This is a genomic window from Streptomyces sp. NPDC048521, from assembly GCF_043199855.1.
Taxonomy (GTDB): domain Bacteria; phylum Actinomycetota; class Actinomycetes; order Streptomycetales; family Streptomycetaceae; genus Streptomyces.
Genome location: NZ_JBICWR010000010.1, coordinates 54,590 through 73,198, shown reverse-complemented (window position 1 = coordinate 73,198; position 18,609 = coordinate 54,590). Strand labels below are relative to the sequence as shown.

Sequence of the window (18,609 nt, the reverse complement as noted above, 5' to 3'; positions counted from 1 at the left end):
GCCCCGCGGCCTGCGCCCCCGCCAACCCCCGCCCCGTGGCCTGCGCCGCCCTCGCATCCGCACGGCCCACGCCGCCGACCCGGCCCTGCGGCCTGCGCCGCTCACCCCGTCCCGTCGTCTATGCCGCCCCCGCCCGCCATCGTTGTGTCGGCTCCCCGTTCGACGGCTCCAGCACCACCCCGTCGCCGCCGTCCGGTGTCGCCGCCGTCTCGATGGCGATCGCCGGGCGGATCGTGCCGTCGGGGTCGACGGTGAAGCGCAGGTTGTCGCCGTTGCGGCCGTAGACGGAGTCGCAGCTCCATATGCCCACGCCCCGGTCGACCGAGCCCCGGCTGTCCAGGCAGAAGTCGTCGTCGGCCGCCGAGCGGAGCACGCCCAGGGAGGGGTCGACCCGCCAGCGCTGGGTCGGGGAGGACGAGCAGGGAGCGGTGACGACGTCGTTGCCCTGGTCCAGGTCGCCGTCGCGGATGTCCAGGCAGCGTCCCGTGGCGAGGTTCACCACCTGGGCGGAGGAGGCGCCCGGCGGCGAGGGCGGGGGCGTCGGCCTGGGCGTGTCCCGGTGCGGCGGGGGCGTGGTCGGACGGTGCGACGTCGGGGTGGGGGAGGGGGCTCTGGAGGTGGCGGAGTGGGACGGGGAGGCGGAGGCGGACGGGGTGACGGAGACCGTGGCCGTCACCGTCACCGGGGGAGGCGAGGGTGTCGCCGCCGTCCGCTGCCGGCCGGAGCGGTCGGCCGGGGAGAGCAGGAACACCAGGAGCGGGGCCAGGGCCACGCTCAGGGCCGCCGAGGCCAGCAGGACACGGCGCCGGGGCGGCCAGCTCGGCTGTCCGGAAAGGGGAACCGCGGTCGCCGGTGGTTCCTCCGCGCGGATGTACGCCGTTCCGCTCCACGGCAGCAACCCCTCCGCCAGCGTCTGCCGCGGGGCGTCCCGCAGGGCCCGCAGGTCCTCGAAGGCGGCCGTGCAGTGCGGGCAGCGGACCATGTGGGCGTCCAGGTCGGCGCTGTGCCGCGGCCCGTCCGGCCGTACCGCCCCCTCGATCAGCCGGCGGAAGTCGGCGCAGCGCGGGTCGTCCGAGGCGGCCAGCCGGTGTCTGAGGCAGGCCTGGGCCAGGGCCTTGAGGGCCTGCGGGGTGCCGTAGGCCACGTCCGCGCGGCTCAGCCCGAGGAAGGCGGCGGTGCGCTCCTGCGGTTCCTCCTCCAGGACGCCGTACCAGAGCAGTCCCTGGGTGCGGGACGGCAGCGACTGGAACGCCGGCAGCAGGGGCGGGGTCGGGCCGTCGGGCAGGCCGGCCGTGTTCAGCACGAGCAGCAGGCCCGGGTCGACGCCCGCGGAGCGCTCGTCGAGCGCCCAGCCGACCGCCGACTGGACGGTCAGCAGCAGGAGCCGGTGGCGCACGGGGAGGGCCGGCTCGACGCCGCGGGCCGTCTCGCGGGCCGCCGTGGTGAAGGCCTCCGCCGCCAGCCGGCGGGCCGCGGACTCGCTGGCGGCGCACAACCGGGCGTAGGCCAGGACCGCGGGGTGGTGCCGTCGCCGCAGCTCCTGCAGTGCCGGGTACGCCGTCGGCGTGGGGGAGCGCAGCAGTGCGGTCAACCGTGCCTCCGGCGCGTCGTCCTGGCCCCCGCCCGCCTCGGCCCGGTCCCCCTGAGCCATTCGTCCCGCCTCCTCGCGACAGCGCGTGGCCGCGCCCTTGCGGCCCCCGCTCCGGCATACCGGCCGGTTCGGGGGCCCCATAGTGGTGGAGGGGGCGGATCGGGGAAAGAGGTTTCCGGCGGTAACCGCATAACGGTTGGGAGCCTGGGTACCGGCCAGCCGGAGGGGTGGGGCGGATACGCCGAAGCGGCCCGGCGGCAACCGGCCGGACCGCTTCCCGTGCTTCGGCGGCTCGGGGCGGACCCTCAGGTCACTCCTCCAGGGTCAGCCCCTTGCGCAGCCGGACCAGCGTGCGCGACAGCAGCCGGGACACGTGCATCTGGGAGATGCCGAGTTCCTCGCCGATCTCCGACTGGGTCATGTTCGCCACGAACCGCAGGGAGAGGATCTTCCGGTCCCGGGACGGGAGTTCGGCGATCAGGGGCTTGAGCGACTCGATGTACTCGATGCCCTCGAGCCCGTGGTCCTCGTACCCGATGCGGTTCGCGAGGGCGCCCTCGGTCTCGTCCTCCTCGGGCTGGGCGTCCAGCGAGGAGGCGGTGTAGGCGTTCGAGGCGGCCATGCCCTCGACGACCTCGTCGTTGGAGATGCCGAGCCGCTCGGCGAGTTCCGTGACCGTGGGGGCGCGGTCCAGCTTCTGCGCCAGCTCGTCCCCCGCCTTGGCGAGGTCGAGCCGGAGCTCCTGCAGCCTGCGCGGGACGCGCACGGACCACGAGGTGTCACGGAAGAAACGCTTGATCTCGCCGATGATGGTCGGCATCGCGAAGGTGGGGAACTCCACACCGCGGGAGAGTTCGAAGCGGTCGATCGCCTTGATCAGGCCGATGGTGCCGACCTGGATGATGTCCTCCATCGGCTCGCTGCGGGAGCGGAAGCGGGCAGCGGCGAACTTGACGAGGGCGAGGTTGAGCTCGACGAGCGTGTTGCGGACGTACGAGTACTCGTGCGTCCCTTCCTCCAGCGACTCCAGCCGTTCGAAGAGGGTCTTGGACAGGGCCCGCGCGTCGACCGGGCCGATCTCGTCGTAGGGGGGGATCTCCGGGAGCCCCTCGAAGGGGTCGACGGGATCGATGGGATGATCCAGTTGTTCCGGTGGGGGTGTCGACGTCGCGATCGGGGTATGCGATGCGTCGAGCCGGGGTGACATGGGTGTCCTCCATCGTTCTCGGCATATGGCTGCCGAAGCCAGTACGTGCACTGCGGTGTGCGGCGCCTCCGAAGCCGGCGTGTAGGGGTGTGTGTCCTTTACTAGCCCTACCCGCTTCACCGAGCGGGTCGCAAGTGCGTTCTGTTGTGGTATGTCCGATTGTGTGCGGTTGTTCGGGTGTCGGAGTGCGCATGGAAGGCGTAATGTTCGAGGGCATCAGCAGCCACGACCTCGGGAGAGAGACGGCATGGACCACGGGACGGTCGGCAGCGCACAGTCGGGCCGGCTTCTGGTGGAGGTGCGGGAAGAGGGCTCCAGCGCCGTTGTGACACCGGCGGGTGAGCTCGATCACCACACCGCCGATCTTTTGCGTGAGCCCCTCGATGACCTCCTGGACAAGGGCTACTCGCGCCTCGTTGTGGACTGCTCACGCCTGGAGTTCTGTGACTCCACGGGCTTGAACGTCCTCCTCGGGGCGCGCTTGAAGGCGGAGGCCGCCGGTGGCGGGGTCCATCTGGCGGGCATGCTGCCAGTGGTCGCTCGTGTGTTCGAGATCACCGGGGCCGAGGCGGTCTTCACCGTCCATGACTCCGTGGAGGCGGCCCTGGCCGACGGCGCCGACTGAGCCCGTGTCCCGCGGCCTCCCGCGCCCCGGCCACTCTCCGCGTTGCCTCTGTCACGGCGAATACGGGGGTGTTTCGCCGGATCCGTCGGGCAGGAGTGGGCAGGAGAAGGCAGGAGACATCCTGCCGACCGCCCGCCGCCGGACCGTCCCGGGACCGGCGAACGACCTGGATGGCGACTTGGACGGGACATGTGTGCGACGCACGGGCAGGCAATCGACCCCGCGCGGACGACGGGCGGACGACGTACGGAGCGGCCGGCGCCGAACAGTGCCGGACAACTTATGAATCGTGAACTGGTGAATCGGTGAGGTGAAGCGCTGATGAGCACCACCCGGCCTTACTCGCCGGGCGACCGCGGCCCGGAGCCCAGCGGCGCTTCCGGGGTGTCCGAGGGGGAGGCGCCGGCCGTCGGCGCAGCCACGGGGGCAGCCGCGCCGTCCGTGCCGTCCGCGCCGCCCGGCGGCGCCGCGGGGGCGCGCGGCCGGCAGGTCCGCCGGCTCGGCCTGGAAGGCGAGAGCGGGGTCGTCCCGCTCGCCCGCGACTTCACCCGCCAGGCGCTGTACGCGTGGGGCTGGCTGCCCGCCGCGACCGCCGATCAGCGGGCCGCCGCCGAGGATGTGCTGCTCGTCGTGTCCGAACTGGTCACCAACGCCTGCCTGCATGCCGAGGGCCCCGACGAACTCCTCCTCGCCTGCGACAACAAGGTGATCCGGGTGGAGGTCTCCGACCGCGGCGCCGGCCAGCCGGCCCCGCGTACCCCGCACCGCGCCGGCCGCCCCGGCGGCCACGGCATGTTCATCGTGCAGCGCCTGTGCCTGGACTGGGGCGTCGTCCGCGCACCGGACCGCCCCGGCAAGACGGTATGGGCGGAACTGGGCGCTCCGGCGTAAAAGCGGGCGGTGGGACCGGGCGCTCCCGCGTAGGAGGGCGGTGGCGGAGTCGGGGGTTCCGCGTAGGCGAGGGTGGCCTAGCCGAGGGTCTCCGCGTACGCGCCCGACGTTCGAGTTCCTGTCCGCGCGTTCTGCCCGCGGGCCCCGGGTCACTCGTTCTCCTGCAAGTCCTGTCCGCGCGGCGAGAGCTGCCGGAGGCGCTGCGCCGGCCGGGGGTTTCCCAGGGTCCGTCACGCCTCCCGGGTCCCCGTACTCCACTCCGGCACCTCACCGCGCGCACGCCGGATCGGCACAACTCCGGCGCGCGCCGCGTCTTCCTTCCTCACGGCCCCGGGCGTACCTCGGCGGACAGACCTGATGCGCCGTCACATACCCGGCCGTGAAGGAACTTCGCATGCATGTGGTGGACGGGTCGACGTTCCTGCCGGGGCGGCACATGCGGTAGGTCCGCCCGCACGCGAAGAGGGCCACCGCGCCCGATGGCGCGGTGGCCCTCCCGGAGCCTGGGACCAGGTCAGTGCACGTCGCCCATCAGGGACTTCACGTTGCGGCGGTACATGTAGACCGCGGCACCCGCGACGGCGGCGAGGATCGCCTCCACCAGGACCGCGCCGGACCCGCTGAGGTCGACGCCCGCGATGGCCGGGTTGGACAGCAGGCTGGTGACCGAGTCGCCCGCGGTGACCGCGAGGAACCAGACACCCATCATCTGGCTGGCGTACTTGGCCGGAGCCATCTTCGTGGTGACCGACAGGCCGACCGGCGACAGGCACAGCTCACCGACGGTCTGGATCAGGTAGATGCCCACCAGCCACATCGGGCTGACCTTCGTGCCGTCGGACGCCATGCCCAGCGGCAGCAGGAAGAAGAAGAAGGAGACGCCGATGAAGAACAGGGCGGCGGCGAACTTCGCGACCGTGCTCGGCTCCTTGCCCTTGCGGCTCAGCCACAGCCAGAACCAGGCGAAGACCGGGGCCAGCGCCATGATGAACACCGGGTTCAGCGACTGGTACCACGAGGACGGGAAGTCGAGGCCGAACAGCGAACCGGCGGCCTTGTTCTCACCGAACGCCTGGACGGTGGAGCCGCCCTGGTCGTAGATCATCCAGAAGGCCGCGGCGGCCACGAAGAACCAGATGTAGCCCGTCATCTTGGACTGCTCGACGGAGGAGAGGTCCTTGTCGCGCTTGATGCGCAGCAGCACACCGGCCGGGATGACCAGACCGATCACGGTCAGCGGGATCATCGCCCAGTTCAGGGTGAAGTGGCCGGTGAAGCCGACGATGCCGTAGAAGACGGCGGCGACGGCCAGCCAGGTCAGGCCCTTGCGCAGCCACATGGCGCGCTCCTCGGCCGCCAGCGGCTTCGGGACGAGGTTGCTCTGCGGGCTCAGGTTGCGGGTGCCGAGCAGGAACGCGGCGAGACCGATGGCCATGCCGACCGCGGCGAGGCCGAAGCCGAGGTGCCAGTTGACCTCCTGGCCGACCGTGCCGATGATCAGCGGCGCGAAGAAGGCACCCATGTTGATGCCCATGTAGAAGATCGTGAAGCCACCGTCACGGCGCGGGTCGTCCGGACCGTTGTACAGGTGGCCGACCATGGTGGAGATGTTGGCCTTCAGCAGACCGGAGCCGAGCGCCACCAGTCCCAGACCGGCGAAGAAGGGCGCCTGCCCGCCGGGCAGCGCCAGCACCACGTGACCGGCCATGATCGTGACGGCCGCGATGGCGACGGTCTTGCGGGGACCCCAGACTCGGTCGCCGAGCCAGCCGCCGGGCATGGCGAGCAGGTACACCATCGACAGGTACACCGAGTAGATCGCCGTGGTGGTGGCCAGGTCCATGCCCAGCCCGCCGCCCATGCTGCCCTTCTTGGCGTCGGGGCCGCCGGAGAGCAGGTACACGACGAGCAGGGCCCTCATGCCGTAGAAGCTGAAGCGCTCCCACATCTCGGTCATGAAGAGAGTGGCCAGTCCGCGGGGGTGGCCGAAGAAGGTCTTCTCGGAACCGGGGGTGCCCGGGCGGACCGAGTCCTTCGTCAGGCTGGACGCCATGGTCGTTCCTTGCTGATCGGGACGCGCGGTGGAGCGTTGCGCGCCCGGTGGGGGTGTCGGCCGGCACCGGCGGGGTCGGTCGTCCACCCCCACGCCCAGAGGGAGTCCGCTCCGGATCGCGGAGCGGCGGACGGCGACCACCGGGATCCACGCCCGGGACGCGTCACCGCGTCCGGAGCCCGGCCAGAGGTCGTTCCTTTCAAGGCTGGCGGGGACCAGCCCGCACACAAAGAAGACCTTCAGCGTCACGTGCCCGCCAAAGGTCCCCTGTGTACTACAGGCGTTCAAGTCACCATACGGCAGGACACCGCCTGATATGGAAGGACTTGAGACACGGATCACAGGTGTCGGGGGAACCAAAGGGCCCGTTTCGAAGGTCCTTCCTACGATCGCATCCCCAGGTCAATGGTTCGTACCAGCAGGGTCCGAAGGTAAGAATCCCTGGAACCGATCACACCCCAGCAGTGCATGCGGGCGGTCTACCATCACTGCATGACCCGTGTACTGCTCGCCGAGGACGACGCGTCCATCTCGGAGCCGCTGGCCCGTGCCCTGCGCCGGGAAGGTTACGAGGTCGAGGTGCGCGAGGACGGACCCGCCGCGCTCGACGCCGGAATGCAGGGCGGCGTCGACCTCGTCGTGCTGGACCTGGGCCTGCCCGGCATGGACGGCCTGGAGGTCGCCCGCCGGCTGCGCGCCGACGGTCACACCGTGCCGATCCTCATCCTGACCGCGCGGGCCGACGAGGTGGACACCGTCGTCGGCCTCGACGCGGGCGCCGACGACTACGTCACCAAGCCCTTCCGGCTCGCCGAACTGCTCGCCCGGGTACGGGCCCTGCTGCGGCGCGGCGCCGCAGAGCCGCAGCAGCCGCCGGCCACGCACGGCGTGCGGATCGACGTCGAGTCGCACCGGGCGTGGATGGGCGACGAGGAACTCCAGCTCACGGCGAAGGAGTTCGACCTGCTGCGGGTCCTCGTGCGGGACGCCGGCCGGGTCGTGACACGGGACCAGTTGATGCGCGAGGTCTGGGACACCACGTGGTGGTCCTCGACGAAGACCCTCGACATGCACATCTCCTGGCTCCGCAAGAAGCTCGGGGACGACGCGGCGAACCCCCGGTACATCGCGACGGTGCGCGGGGTCGGCTTCCGGTTCGAGAAGAGTTAGACGCCGTCGGGACGAGGCACACTGGTCGTCGTAAGCCGTTGCCCGGAGGGCCCAGTGCGTCGTCGTCTCATCCAGTCCACCCTCGCCGTCGTCCTCGTGGTGATCGCGGTCTTCGGTGTCTCCCTCGTGATCGTCGAGACGCGGACGATCAGCAACAGCGCCCAGGAGCGGGTGGAGTCCGAGGCGGTGCGGCTGGCCAGCATCGTGGACAGCCGCATCCTCGCCGCGGAGAACGTCAACGCGAACGTGCTGCGCAACCCGGTCAGCAAGGACCAGTACGTGCTGATCCGGATGCCCGGCAAGGCGCCGATCGAGATCGGCACCAAGCCGCAGGGCGACGTCATCCACGCCACGCAGCGCGGCGAGGAGGGCGAGACGGTCATCGTGCAGGAGCCCCGCTCCTCGGTGACCCGCGAGGTCGGCCGGACCCTGCTGATCATCGGCCTGGTCGCGCTGCTCGCGGTGGTCGCGGCCGTGCTGCTCGCCGTACGGCAGGCCAATCGGCTCGCCTCCCCGCTGACCGACCTCGCCGAGACCGCCGAACGCCTCGGCTCGGGCGACCCGCGCCCGAGGCACAAGCGCTACGGCGTCCCCGAGCTGGACCGGGTCGCCGATGTGCTGGACTCCTCGGCCGAGCGGATCGGGCGCATGCTGACCGCCGAGCGACGCCTCGCGGCGGACGCCTCGCACCAGCTCCGTACGCCGCTGACCGCGCTGTCCATGCGGCTCGAGGAGATCACCCTCACCGACGACCCGAGCACGGTGAAGGAGGAGGCGACCATCGCGCTGACGCAGGTCGAGCGGCTGACGGACGTGGTGGAGCGGCTGCTGACGAACTCGCGCGACCCGCGCACCGGCTCCGCGGTCACCTTCGACCTGGACGAGGTCATCCAGCAGCAGCTCGCCGAGTGGCGGCCCGCCTACCGCAGCGCCGGCCGGGCCGTCGTCAGTTCGGGAAAGCGGCATCTGCGGGCCGTCGGCACGCCGGGCGCGGTCGCCCAGGTACTGGCCGCACTGATCGAGAACTCGCTGATGCACGGCGGCGGGACCGTCGCCCTGCGCACCCGGGTCACCGGCAACCAGGCCGTGATCGAGGTCACCGACGAGGGCCCCGGCGTTCCGGCCGACCTCGGCGCGCGGATCTTCGAGCGCACGATCAGCGGGCGGAACTCCACGGGGATCGGTCTAGCCGTCGCCCGTGACCTCGCGGAGGCCGACGGCGGGCGGCTGGAGCTGCTGCAGGCGCAGCCCCCCGTGTTCGGTCTGTTCCTCTCGCGCACGCCCCCGGCCCGCAAGCCGGACGAGAACCAGCCGACGGTCCGCTGACCGGCCCCCGCGCCCAGCAGGCCCCTACGCGCCACAGGCCCCCCGCGCGCGGCGCAGCGGCACCGACGCGGAGCAACCCCTACGGAACGTGCTGCTTCGACGTGGGTTTCTTCGGCGCCGGGTGGTGCGCCTCGGCCGCCAGGATCGACTCCGCCTCCCGGGCTGCCGGCAGCGCCCGGAACACCCAGGTGCGGTAGGACCAGAACCGGAACAGCGTCGCGACGCCGATGCCGACGAACTTGAAGATGTTGCTCTGCAGCGGGCTGTCCCAGCCGAATCCGTAGGTCGCCAGGAACAGCACGCCGTTCTCGATCACCAGGCCGATGGCGCTGAACAGCAGGAACAGCGTGAGTTCCTTGGTGCGGCCGCTCTTGTCGCGGTCCCGGTACGTCCAGTAGCGGAAGCCGACGTAGTTGAAGACGATCGCGACGATGGTCGCGATGATGCTGGCGCGCACCACCGGCAGGTCGGAGACGTGCCGGACCAGGTTGAACACGCCGAGGTTGACAAGGACGCCGGCGCCGCCGACGGCGCCGAACTTGGCCACCTCGCGTACGAGCCGTTGCAGCCCCGAGGAACGAGGTTCCATGGCTGTGCAGCTCCCGTCGGTAGGTTTCGTCAACCCAGTCATGCTATCCAGCCGGGCCCGCCGACGCCTGTGGACCGGGCCAAGGCGCGGAAACAGGTCGGAAAGAGACGGGAAAGCAATGGGTAAGAGGCCATGAGAGGGACGCGATCCGGTCCACCCCGGCGTGGCCGATACGCTAGGGGTGTGACGTTCCCGGTAGTCGGCATGGTCGGCGGGGGCCAGCTCGCGCGTATGACGCACGAGGCGGGCATCCCGTTGGGCATCAGGTTCAAGCTCCTCAGTGACACCCCTCAGGATTCCGCGGCGCAGGTCGTGAACGATGTCGTCATCGGCGACTATCGCGATCTGGACACGCTGCGTGAGTTCGCGCGCGGTTGTGATGTGATCACCTTCGATCACGAACATGTACCCACCGAGCACCTCAGGGCCCTGGAGGCGGACGGCATCCCCGTGCGCCCCGGGCCCGACGCGCTGGTGCACGCCCAGGACAAGGGTGTGATGCGCGCGAAGCTCGACTCGATCGGCATCCCGTGCCCACGGCACCGGATCGTCGCCGATCCGCAGGACGTCGCCGCCTTCGCGGCCGAGGGCGACGGCTTCCCGGTCGTCCTGAAGACGGTCCGCGGCGGCTACGACGGCAAGGGCGTGTGGGTGGTCGGCTCCGTCGAGGAGGCCGCCGACCCGTTCAAGGCGGGCGTCCCGGTCCTCGCCGAGGAGAAGGTCGACTACCTCCGCGAGCTGGCCGCCAACGTCGTACGCTCCCCGCACGGGCAGGCCGTCGCCTACCCGGTGGTGGAGTCGCAGCAGGTCAACGGCGTGTGCGACACCGTCATAGCCCCTGCGCCCGACCTGGACGAGGACCTGGCCCTGCGCGCCGAGCAACTGGCCCTGACCATCGCCAAGGAACTCGGCGTCGTCGGGCACCTCGCCGTCGAGCTGTTCCAGACCCGCGACGGCCGCATCCTCGTCAACGAGCTGGCGATGCGCCCGCACAACTCCGGCCACTGGACCATGGACGGCGCGATCACCTCGCAGTTCGCCAACCACGTCCGCGCGGTCCTGGACCTGCCGCTCGGCGACCCGCGCCCGCGCGCGCCGTGGACGGTCATGGTCAACGTCCTGGGCGGCGACTACCCGGACATGTACTCCGCGTACTTGCACTGCATGGCCCGCGACCCCAAGCTCAAGATCCACATGTACGGCAAGGACGTGAAACCCGGCCGCAAGGTCGGTCACGTCAACACCTACGGCGACGACCTGGACGACGTGCTGGAGCGCGCCCGTCACGCAGCCGGCTACCTGAGAGGGACGATCACCGAATGAGCCCGGTCGTAGGCATTGTCATGGGGTCGGACTCCGACTGGCCCGTGATGGAGGCCGCCGCCAAGGCACTCGACGAGTTCGAGATCGCCTACGAGGTCGACGTCGTCTCCGCGCACCGCATGCCCCGCGAGATGATCACCTACGGTGAGCAGGCCGCCGACCGCGGCCTGAAGGCGATCATCGCCGGTGCGGGCGGCGCCGCCCACCTGCCGGGCATGCTCGCCTCCGTGACCCCGCTGCCGGTCATCGGCGTACCGGTCCCGCTGAAGTACCTGGACGGCATGGACTCCCTGCTGTCGATCGTGCAGATGCCGGCCGGTGTCCCGGTCGCCACGGTCTCCGTCGCCGGTGCCCGCAACGCCGGTCTGCTCGCGGCCCGCATGCTCGCCGCGCACGACGAGGAGCTGCTGCAGAAGATGCGCGAGTTCCAGCAGGACCTCAACGACCAGGCCACCGAGAAGGGCAAGCGACTGCGCTCCAAGGTCGAGGGCGCGAGCGGCTTCGGCTTCGGGAAGTGACGCCCATGACCTCCCCGGCCTCGCTGGACGCGGCCCGCGCGCTGCTGCGTGAGTTCCCGGTCGTCGACGGCCACAACGACCTGCCGTGGGCGCTGCGCGAGCAGGTCCGCTACGACCTCGGCGCCCGCGACATCGCCGTACGCCAGGACGCCCATCTGCACACCGACATCCCGCGGCTGCGCGCGGGCGGGGTCGGGGCGCAGTACTGGTCGGTGTACGTGCGCTCGGACCTGCCGGACGCGGTGCCGGCCACGCTGGAGCAGATCGACTGCGTACGGCAGCTGATCGAGCGGCACCCCGGCGAGCTGCGGGCCGCGCTGACGGCCGCCGACATGGAGGAGGCCCGCCGGGACGGCCGTATCGCCTCCCTGATGGGTGCCGAGGGCGGCCACTCCATCGCCAACTCCCTCGGCACGCTGCGCGGCCTGTACGCCCTCGGCGTGCGGTACATGACGCTCACCCACAACGACAACGTGGACTGGGCGGACTCCGCGACCGACGAGCCGAACGTGGGCGGCCTGTCCGCCTTCGGCCGCGAGGTCGTCGGTGAGATGAACCGGCTCGGCATGCTCGTCGACCTCTCGCACGTGGCGGCGACGACGATGCGGGACGCGCTGGACGCCACGTCCGCGCCGGTGATCTTCTCGCACTCCTCCTCGCGGGCGGTGTGCGACCACCCGCGCAACATCCCCGACGACGTCCTGGAGCGCCTGCCCGCCAACGGCGGCGTGGCGATGGTGACCTTCGTGCCGAAGTTCGTCCTCCAGGCGGCCGTGGACTGGACGGCCGCGGCCGACGAGAACATGCGCGCGCACGGCCTGCACCACCTGGAGACCAGCCCCGAGGCGATGAAGATCCACCGCGCCTTCGAGGAGCGCAACCCGCGTCCGGTCGCCACGGTCTCCACGGTCGCGGACCACCTGGACCACATGCGCGAGGTGGCCGGCATCGACCACCTGGGCATCGGCGGCGACTACGACGGCACCGCGTTCACGCCGGACGGCCTGGACGACGTCTCCAGCTACCCGAACCTGCTCGCCGAGCTGCTGGACCGCGGCTGGTCCACGGCCGACCTGGCCAAGCTGACCTGGCAGAACGCGGTGCGGGTGCTGGGCGCGGCGGAGGACGTGGCCCGTGACCTTCAGGCCACGCGCGCCCCGTCCAACGCCACGATCGAGTCGCTGGACAGCGGCGCCGCCTGAGCGGGCAGCTCGCCGAGGGTGGGGTAGTCGTTGTAGCCGTCGGCCCCGCCCACGTACATGAAGTACCGGTCCCGGACCGAGTTGAGCGGTGCGCCGAGGCGCAGTCGCTCGACCAGGTCCGGGTTGGCGAGGAACGGCCTGCCGAGCGCCACCAGGTCGGCGCCGGCCGCCAGCATGTCCCGGGCGGCCCGGGTGACGGCCTCGGTGGTGAGGTCGGTCAGGTCCGGGTTGCCGATCAGGACGCCGGGCCAGTCGGCGCGGATCCGCCGGTACCAGCCGGTCCCCGGGTCGGAGCGCACCAGGTGCAGATAGGCCGGGTCCAGCCCCTTCAGACGGGCCAGGAGCGTGGCGTAGAGGTCGTCGGTGTCGTCCTCCAGGACGCCGTTGACGGTGGAGCCGGGAGAGATCCGTACGCCCACCCGGTCGGCGCCGATCGCGTCGGCCACCGCCTCGGTCACCTCCACCGCGAACCGCACCCGCCGCTCGACCGAGCCGCCGTAGGCATCCGTGCGGCGGTTGGTGTTGCCGGCGAGGAACTGGTGCAGCAGCATCCCGTTGGCCGAGTGCACCTCGACCCCCTCGAAACCCGCCTCGACCGCCCGACGGGCGGCGGCGGCGAAGTCGGCGATCGTGGCCCGGATGTCGTCCGCCGTCATCTCCCGCGGGACGGCGGCCGGCCGGTGCCCGCCCGGCGTGAAGATCGTCTCCGGCAGCGGGACCGGGGACGGCGCGACGGGGGTCAGCCCGGTGGTCGCCGGATGGCTGACCCTTCCGCCGTGCTGGAGCTGGAGGAACATCCGTCCGCCGGCCGCGCGTACCGCGTCGGTGACCTGCCGCCATCCGGCCACGTGCCGGTCGGTGTGGATCGCGGTGATGTCCGGGTACGTCTGCCCGACCGCGTTCGGTGTCGACCCCTCGGCGACGATCAGGCCGGCCGAGGCCCGCTGGGCGTAGTGCGCCACCATGAGCGGGGTCGGGGTGCCGTCGGCCTCCGCGCGGTTGCGGGTGAGCGGGGCCATCACGAGATGGTTGGGGAGCGCCAGCCGGCCGAGCCGGGCCGGGGCCAGGAAGTCCGTCGTCTGCGTCATGCCCGTACGCTAGAACCTCACACTGATGTCAGATTCAAGCCCGCACGGCGGAGGTCGGCATGCGGATCGGTGAACTGGCCCGGCGCACGGGCGTGAGCGAGCGGTCGCTGCGCTACTACGAGACCCAGGGGCTGCTCGCGGCCGAGCGCACCCCCGGCGGACACCGGGACTACGCGGAGGCGGCCGTCGACCGGGTCATCCGCATCCAGGAGCTGTACGCGGCCGGGCTGCACAGCGACAAGATCCGGCAGCTGCTGCCCTGCATGCGCGACCGCGACGGCGGGCCCTCGGCCGTCGCCACCCCCCGGCTGGTCGCCGACCTCACCGCCGAACGCGACCGCATCGACCGCATGATCGCGGACCTCGAGCGGTCCCGGGAGACCCTGGACGAGGTGATCCGCACGGCCCGCGAGGCCTGACCGCCGTACCCCGAACGCCCCACTCACCAGGGGCTTCCGCGGCCCTCCGGGCGACCGTGGCGCGCGCCTCCCGTCAGCCGCACCTGATCCCGAGCTGCTCCGGCGCGGCTGAGCCGAGTCCGAGCCGCCCCGGCTGACCTGGGGCAACGTCCGGGGGTGCTGCGCACCGCGGACTTCACGGCCCGGGCCGCACAGCCCGGCCGGGAGGCGTCGACGGCCCGGCTCAGCCGCCGAGTCGGCTGGGCCGGGCCCTCGTCACGGGTGGTCGATCCGGCACAGGCAGAACGGGTGCCCCGCCGGGTCGGCGTACACCTGGAAGTCCTTCTTCTCGCGGTCCTCCAGATCCAGCGGGCGGGCGCCCAGCGCCAGTACCCGCTCGTGCGCCGCGTCGACCTCCGCCCAGGTCCGTCCCGCGTCGAAGTCGAGGTGGAACTGCTGGCCGTTGCGGTCCGCGCGCGGCCACTCCGGCGGCGTGTACCCCTCGGCCCGCTGGAAGGCCAGCCGCGGCCCGTCCGGGACCTTCAGCACCACCCAGTCGTCGTCCTCGGCCTGCGGAGTGCCTCCGGCCACCGCCGCGTAGAAGGCGGCCAGCGCGTGCGGGTCGGGACAGTCGAGCACGACGGAACGGAAACGGGCGACGGACGCCATGGTGTCCTCCTTCGGGACGGTTCAGCAGGCGCAGAGGCAGAACGGGTGCCCCGCCGGGTCGGCGTAGACACGGAAGGTGCGCGAGCGGTCCTCCGCGTCCAGCGGCTTCGCACCCAGCTCCAGCACCCCCTTCTCCGCCGCGTCCAGGTCCTCCACGACCAGGTCCAGGTGGAACTGCTGCGAGTCGTCCGGGGCGGGCCACTTCGGCGGCACGAACCCCGGCGCCTGCTGGAAGGCCAGCGCGGGCCCGCCGGGCACCTTCAGGTCCACCCACTCTCCTTCCCCTTCCACCGTTCCGCCCAGCACCCCGGCGTAGAAGCCGGCCAGCGCGCGGGGATCGGGACAGTCCAGGACCACGACACCGAGCTTGGCGAGAGCCATGACTACCTCCTTCTGTTACCTGTAGAGCCGGGTAACCAGTAACGGTTACTGCATGCTCCCGCATAGGGGGTAACGTCGCAAGCATGAGCGAGAGATCGGCCGCTCCCGGCGGCCTGGCCCTGATCGAGTCCCTGGTGAACACCCTGGACATCGAGACGGGCGCCGACTCGCTGGACTCGGCCGAGGGCCGCGACCGCTTCGGGATCACGGAGGCACACCTGGACGACGCCCGGGAGTTGCGCGAGTCGCTGCGGGCCGCGCTGCTCGCCCACGCCGGGCACCCGCCGCACCGTACGGTCACCTCGCTCGGCACCCTGCTGGCCCGCGCGCCGCTGTACGTCCGCGTCGAGGACCGCGACGGCTCCGCGGTCCTCGCCCCCGCCGCCGACGGCCCGCTGCTCTCCAGGGTCGCCGCCGCCGTCGCCGAGGCACTGGTCGCGGGCACCTGGACCCGGCTGAAGGCCTGCGAGGCCGGGACCTGCCACTGGGCGTACTACGACCGCAGCCCCGCCGGACGCGGCCGCTGGTGCTCGATGCAGGTGTGCGGGGCCCGCGCCAAGATGCGCCGGTACCGGGCGAAGGGGCCGTGACAGGCGGCGACTTGGTGCAGAATGCGGAAAGACGCCGGTTCGGCCGACTGAGCCTCGGCCGAACCGGCGTCACCTCCGTCCGGGAAACGAGCGGCACCGATCACGTCCGCTGCGGGGCCGCGACCCCGAAAGGGGGCGAAGAACCGCCCGAGCAGCCACCCGCGCCCCCCGGTGCCGGACGGCGTCGCCCCGCCGAGCCCTACGCGGTCGGCCGGCCCATCGCCCGGTACGTCCAGCCCGCCCGCCGCCACACCTCCGGCTCGAGGGCGTTGCGCCCGTCGAGGATCACCCGGGCCGCCGCCGCCTCGCCGAGCGCCGCCGGGTCCAGCTCGCGGAACTCCCGCCACTCGGTCAGGTGCAGCACGATGTCGGCGCCCCGGACGGCCTCCACCGCCGAGTCGGCGTAGCCCAGCGTCGGGAAGACCTTGCGCGCGTTGTCCATGCCCTTGGGGTCGTACACGGTGACCTGGCCGCCCTGGAGGTGGATCTGGCCGGCCACGTTCAGCGCGGGCGAGTCGCGGACGTCGTCCGAGTCGGGCTTGAAGGTGGCGCCGAGCACCGCGACCCGCTTGCCGAGGAAGGAGCCGCCGCCGAGCGCCTCCCGGGTCATCTCGACCATCTGGCCGCGCCGGCGCATGTTGATGGAGTCGATCTCCCGCAGGAAGGTCAGCGCCTGGTCCGCGCCCAGCTCGCCCGCCCGGGCCATGAACGCCCGGATGTCCTTCGGCAGACAGCCGCCGCCGAAGCCGATCCCGGCGCGCAGGAACTTCTTCCCGATCCGGTCGTCGTACCCGATGGCCTCCGCCAGCTTCGCCACATCACCACCCGCGGCCTCGCACACCTCCGCCATCGCGTTGATGAAGGAGATCTTGGTCGCGAGGAAGGAGTTCGCGGCGGTCTTCACCAGCTCCGCGGTCGCGAAGTCGGTCACGACGAACGGCGTGCCCTCGCCGATCGGGCCGGCGTACACCTCGCGCAGCAGCTTCTCGGCCCGCTCGCTGCGCACCCCGGCCACGATCCGGTCCGGGTGCAGGGTGTCCTGGACGGCGAAGCCCTCACGCAGGAACTCCGGGTTCCAGGCCAGTTCGGCGTCCCCGCCGGCCGGCGCGTGCTCGGCGAGGTAGGCGGCCAGCCGGTCGGCCGAGCCCACCGGCACCGTCGACTTGCCGACCACCAGGGCCGGGCCGCGCAGATGAGGCGCGAGAGAGGCGATGGCGGAGTCGACGTACGACATGTCACAGGCGTACTCGCCGTGCTTCTGCGGTGTGTTCACGCACACGAAGTGCACATCGCCGAAGGCGCCGACCTCGGCCCAGTCCGTGGTGAACCGCAGCCGCCCCGAGGCCCCCTCGATGCCGGCCACGTGCCGGCGCAGCAGTTCCTCGAGACCCGGCTCGAACATCGGGGTCTCGCCGCGCTCCAGCATGGCGATCTTCTCGGGCACGACGTCGAGCCCCAGCACCTCGAAGCCCAGCTCGGCCATGGCCGCGGCGTGTGTGGCGCCGAGATAGCCGGTGCCGATCACGGTGATCTTCAGGCTCATGGGTGCGCTCCAGCTCGGGGACTTGCTCGTGCGGTGCCTGAGCATAGTCGGGCCCTGCCCCGGGCAATTTCCCCGCTGTCGCGTAGGTCACGTAGGCGTGTCCCCGGCATCGCTTTAAAATTTGAGTTACTTAACGGTAATTAGCGTCAGTATCACTGCGTCTTTGGAGCGTGAGAGACCTTGGCCGGATCGGCTGACTTCGACCTGTACCGCCCGTCCGAGGAGCACGACATGCTCCGCGACGCCGTCCGCTCGCTGGTCGAGGCGAAGATCGCGCCGTACGCCGCCGCCGTGGACGAGGAGGCCCGCTTCCCCCAGGAGGCGCTGGACGCGCTCGTGGCCAACGACCTGCACGCCGTGCACGTCCCCGAGGAGTACGGCGGCGCCGGTGCCGACGCGCTCGCCACCGTCATCGTGATCGAGGAGGTGGCCCGCGCCTGCGTCTCCTCCTCCCTGATCCCGGCCGTGAACAAGCTGGGCTCGCTCCCGGTGATCCTCTCCGGCTCCGAGGACCTGAAGAAGAAGTACCTGGCCCCGCTCGCCAAGGGCGACGCGATGTTCTCGTACTGCCTCTCCGAGCCGGAGGCGGGCTCCGACGCCGCCGGCATGAGGACCAAGGCGGTCCGCGACGGCGACCACTGGGTCCTCAACGGCGTGAAGCGCTGGATCACCAACGCGGGTGTCTCCGAGTACTACACGGTGATGGCGGTCACCGACCCCGCCAAGCGCTCCAAGGGCATCTCGGCCTTCGTCGTCGAGAAGTCGGACGAGGGCGTCTCCTTCGGCGCCCCCGAGAAGAAGCTCGGCATCAAGGGCTCGCCGACCCGCGAGGTCTACTTCGACAACGTCCGCATCCCCGCCGACCGCATGATCGGCGAGGAGGGCACCGGCTTCGCCACCGCGATGAAGACCCTGGACCACACCCGCATCACCATCGCCGCCCAGGCGCTCGGTGTCGCCCAGGGCGCCCTCGACTACGCGAAGGGCTACGTCCAGGAGCGCAAGCAGTTCGGCAAGCCGATCGCCGACTTCCAGGGCATCCAGTTCATGCTCGCCGACATGGCCATGAAGATCGCCGCCGCCCGCGCCCTGACGTACCAGGCCGCGGCAGCCTCCGAGCGCGGCGACAGCGACCTCACCTTCCAGGGCGCGGCCGCCAAGTGCTTCGCCTCGGACGTCGCCATGGAGGTCACCACGGACGCCGTCCAGCTCCTCGGCGGCTACGGCTACACCCGCGACTACCCGGTGGAGCGCATGATGCGCGACGCCAAGATCACCCAGATTTATGAAGGTACGAACCAAGTTCAGCGGATCGTGATGGCAAGGAACCTTCCCTAGCAAGGTTTTTGCAGGTCAGGAGCTGTTTCGAAGGTCCGGAGGGACGCCCCTGGCTTTCTGTCCGTTGCGGCCTGATCAGGGCCGTTCCTGGGCGTCATGCTGGGGGA

The 18,609-nt window shown here is 71.3% G+C and carries 18 protein-coding genes; 10 read left to right on the top strand and 8 right to left on the bottom strand.

Annotated elements, in window-relative coordinates; all coding sequences use genetic code 11:
- Nucleotides 1-118 precede the first annotated feature (118 nt).
- Together ACGFRF_RS23160 and ACGFRF_RS23155 are read right to left on the bottom strand one after the other, a co-directional pair.
- Nucleotides 119-1,651, bottom strand: a complete 1,533-nt coding sequence (locus ACGFRF_RS23160) for a ricin-type beta-trefoil lectin domain protein (protein WP_393742819.1) — start codon at nucleotides 1,649-1,651, stop codon at nucleotides 119-121.
- Nucleotides 1,652-1,901: 250 nt separating this feature from the next.
- Nucleotides 1,902-2,798 (bottom strand): RNA polymerase sigma factor SigF, encoded by an 897-nt coding sequence (locus ACGFRF_RS23155; RefSeq protein ID WP_393742817.1) that lies wholly within the window; start codon nucleotides 2,796-2,798, stop codon nucleotides 1,902-1,904.
- 247 nt (nucleotides 2,799-3,045) lie between these two features.
- Between ACGFRF_RS23155 and ACGFRF_RS23150 the strand changes: the two genes are divergently transcribed.
- A complete protein-coding gene (locus ACGFRF_RS23150) occupies nucleotides 3,046-3,423 on the top strand; it encodes an STAS domain-containing protein (RefSeq protein WP_393742815.1) in 378 nt (125 codons plus the stop codon).
- 321 nt (nucleotides 3,424-3,744) lie between these two features.
- The gene (locus tag ACGFRF_RS23145) at nucleotides 3,745-4,314 is read left to right on the top strand and encodes an ATP-binding protein (RefSeq protein WP_393742813.1); all 570 of its coding nucleotides are present in this window, start codon (nucleotides 3,745-3,747) and stop codon (nucleotides 4,312-4,314) included.
- Between the two features lie 514 nt (nucleotides 4,315-4,828).
- On the opposite strand, the gene ACGFRF_RS23140 is transcribed toward ACGFRF_RS23145, so the two are convergent.
- Nucleotides 4,829-6,367 (bottom strand): peptide MFS transporter, encoded by a 1,539-nt coding sequence (locus tag ACGFRF_RS23140; RefSeq protein WP_393742811.1) that lies wholly within the window; start codon nucleotides 6,365-6,367, stop codon nucleotides 4,829-4,831.
- A gap of 492 nt (nucleotides 6,368-6,859) precedes the next feature.
- Between ACGFRF_RS23140 and ACGFRF_RS23135 the strand changes: the two genes are divergently transcribed.
- A complete protein-coding gene (locus tag ACGFRF_RS23135; RefSeq protein WP_030653180.1) occupies nucleotides 6,860-7,537 on the top strand; it encodes a response regulator transcription factor in 678 nt (225 codons plus the stop codon).
- 54 nt (nucleotides 7,538-7,591) lie between these two features.
- The gene (locus ACGFRF_RS23130; protein WP_393742809.1) at nucleotides 7,592-8,863 is read left to right on the top strand and encodes an ATP-binding protein; all 1,272 of its coding nucleotides are present in this window, start codon (nucleotides 7,592-7,594) and stop codon (nucleotides 8,861-8,863) included.
- Nucleotides 8,864-8,942: 79 nt separating this feature from the next.
- On the opposite strand, the gene ACGFRF_RS23125 is transcribed toward ACGFRF_RS23130, so the two are convergent.
- Entirely contained in the window at nucleotides 8,943-9,452 is a 510-nt protein-coding gene (locus ACGFRF_RS23125) for a GtrA family protein (RefSeq protein WP_393742807.1), read from the bottom strand.
- Between the two features lie 183 nt (nucleotides 9,453-9,635).
- On the opposite strand from ACGFRF_RS23125, the gene ACGFRF_RS23120 reads away from it, so the two are divergent.
- Genes ACGFRF_RS23120 through ACGFRF_RS23110 form a run of 3 tightly spaced genes read left to right on the top strand, consistent with a single transcriptional unit; the run spans nucleotide 9,636 to nucleotide 12,495 of the window.
- Nucleotides 9,636-10,775 carry a 5-(carboxyamino)imidazole ribonucleotide synthase gene (locus tag ACGFRF_RS23120; RefSeq protein ID WP_393742805.1) on the top strand — a complete coding sequence of 380 codons (1,140 nt, stop codon included), beginning with the start codon at nucleotides 9,636-9,638 and terminating at the stop codon, nucleotides 10,773-10,775.
- The gene (purE, locus tag ACGFRF_RS23115) at nucleotides 10,772-11,293 is read left to right on the top strand and encodes a 5-(carboxyamino)imidazole ribonucleotide mutase (RefSeq protein WP_393742803.1); all 522 of its coding nucleotides are present in this window, start codon (nucleotides 10,772-10,774) and stop codon (nucleotides 11,291-11,293) included. The genes ACGFRF_RS23120 and purE overlap by 4 nt, the downstream gene beginning before the upstream one ends.
- A 5-nt stretch (nucleotides 11,294-11,298) precedes the next feature.
- Nucleotides 11,299-12,495 carry a dipeptidase gene (locus tag ACGFRF_RS23110; protein WP_393742801.1) on the top strand — a complete coding sequence of 399 codons (1,197 nt, stop codon included), beginning with the start codon at nucleotides 11,299-11,301 and terminating at the stop codon, nucleotides 12,493-12,495.
- Here ACGFRF_RS23110 and ACGFRF_RS23105 read toward each other — a convergent pair.
- Entirely contained in the window at nucleotides 12,435-13,583 is a 1,149-nt protein-coding gene (locus ACGFRF_RS23105; RefSeq protein WP_393742799.1) for an alkene reductase, read from the bottom strand. The two genes, ACGFRF_RS23110 and ACGFRF_RS23105, sit on opposite strands and share 61 nt — an antisense overlap.
- Nucleotides 13,584-13,642: 59 nt before the next feature.
- Between ACGFRF_RS23105 and ACGFRF_RS23100 the strand changes: the two genes are divergently transcribed.
- On the top strand, nucleotides 13,643-14,002 hold the full coding sequence (locus ACGFRF_RS23100; protein ID WP_393742797.1) for a MerR family transcriptional regulator: 360 nt from the start codon (nucleotides 13,643-13,645) through the stop codon (nucleotides 14,000-14,002).
- Nucleotides 14,003-14,257: 255 nt separating this feature from the next.
- On the opposite strand, the gene ACGFRF_RS23095 is transcribed toward ACGFRF_RS23100, so the two are convergent.
- Together ACGFRF_RS23095 and ACGFRF_RS23090 are read right to left on the bottom strand one after the other, a co-directional pair.
- Complete coding sequence (locus tag ACGFRF_RS23095; protein WP_393742795.1) at nucleotides 14,258-14,650, bottom strand: VOC family protein; 393 nt, start codon at nucleotides 14,648-14,650, stop codon at nucleotides 14,258-14,260.
- A 21-nt stretch (nucleotides 14,651-14,671) separates the two neighbouring features.
- Nucleotides 14,672-15,031: a VOC family protein gene (locus ACGFRF_RS23090; RefSeq protein ID WP_393742793.1), complete on the bottom strand. Its 360-nt coding sequence runs from the start codon at nucleotides 15,029-15,031 to the stop codon at nucleotides 14,672-14,674.
- 83 nt (nucleotides 15,032-15,114) lie between these two features.
- On the opposite strand from ACGFRF_RS23090, the gene ACGFRF_RS23085 reads away from it, so the two are divergent.
- Nucleotides 15,115-15,621, top strand: coding sequence for a CGNR zinc finger domain-containing protein (locus ACGFRF_RS23085; protein WP_393742791.1), 507 nt, complete (start codon nucleotides 15,115-15,117; stop codon nucleotides 15,619-15,621).
- A 199-nt stretch (nucleotides 15,622-15,820) separates the two neighbouring features.
- Here the strand turns inward: ACGFRF_RS23085 and ACGFRF_RS23080 are convergent, their stop codons facing one another.
- On the bottom strand, nucleotides 15,821-17,164 hold the full coding sequence (locus tag ACGFRF_RS23080; RefSeq protein ID WP_393742789.1) for a UDP-glucose dehydrogenase family protein: 1,344 nt from the start codon (nucleotides 17,162-17,164) through the stop codon (nucleotides 15,821-15,823).
- Nucleotides 17,165-17,344: 180 nt separating this feature from the next.
- On the opposite strand from ACGFRF_RS23080, the gene ACGFRF_RS23075 reads away from it, so the two are divergent.
- The gene (locus ACGFRF_RS23075; protein WP_393742787.1) at nucleotides 17,345-18,502 is read left to right on the top strand and encodes an acyl-CoA dehydrogenase; all 1,158 of its coding nucleotides are present in this window, start codon (nucleotides 17,345-17,347) and stop codon (nucleotides 18,500-18,502) included.
- Nucleotides 18,503-18,609 lie beyond the last annotated feature (107 nt).

Coding starts and splice junctions, on each gene's coding strand:
- ACGFRF_RS23090 (WP_393742793.1), bottom strand. CDS start 15,031: ATGGCTCTCGCCAAGCTCGGTGTCGTGGTCCTGGACTGTCCCGATCCC.
- ACGFRF_RS23140 (WP_393742811.1), bottom strand. CDS start 6,367: ATGGCGTCCAGCCTGACGAAGGACTCGGTCCGCCCGGGCACCCCCGGT.
- ACGFRF_RS23135 (WP_030653180.1), top strand. CDS start 6,860: ATGACCCGTGTACTGCTCGCCGAGGACGACGCGTCCATCTCGGAGCCG.
- ACGFRF_RS23080 (WP_393742789.1), bottom strand. CDS start 17,164: ATGAGCCTGAAGATCACCGTGATCGGCACCGGCTATCTCGGCGCCACA.
- ACGFRF_RS23145 (WP_393742813.1), top strand. CDS start 3,745: ATGAGCACCACCCGGCCTTACTCGCCGGGCGACCGCGGCCCGGAGCCC.
- ACGFRF_RS23150 (WP_393742815.1), top strand. CDS start 3,046: ATGGACCACGGGACGGTCGGCAGCGCACAGTCGGGCCGGCTTCTGGTG.
- ACGFRF_RS23085 (WP_393742791.1), top strand. CDS start 15,115: ATGAGCGAGAGATCGGCCGCTCCCGGCGGCCTGGCCCTGATCGAGTCC.
- ACGFRF_RS23105 (WP_393742799.1), bottom strand. CDS start 13,583: ATGACGCAGACGACGGACTTCCTGGCCCCGGCCCGGCTCGGCCGGCTG.
- ACGFRF_RS23095 (WP_393742795.1), bottom strand. CDS start 14,650: ATGGCGTCCGTCGCCCGTTTCCGTTCCGTCGTGCTCGACTGTCCCGAC.
- ACGFRF_RS23125 (WP_393742807.1), bottom strand. CDS start 9,452: ATGGAACCTCGTTCCTCGGGGCTGCAACGGCTCGTACGCGAGGTGGCC.
- ACGFRF_RS23155 (WP_393742817.1), bottom strand. CDS start 2,798: ATGTCACCCCGGCTCGACGCATCGCATACCCCGATCGCGACGTCGACA.
- ACGFRF_RS23160 (WP_393742819.1), bottom strand. CDS start 1,651: ATGGCTCAGGGGGACCGGGCCGAGGCGGGCGGGGGCCAGGACGACGCG.
- purE (WP_393742803.1), top strand. CDS start 10,772: ATGAGCCCGGTCGTAGGCATTGTCATGGGGTCGGACTCCGACTGGCCC.
- ACGFRF_RS23110 (WP_393742801.1), top strand. CDS start 11,299: ATGACCTCCCCGGCCTCGCTGGACGCGGCCCGCGCGCTGCTGCGTGAG.
- ACGFRF_RS23100 (WP_393742797.1), top strand. CDS start 13,643: ATGCGGATCGGTGAACTGGCCCGGCGCACGGGCGTGAGCGAGCGGTCG.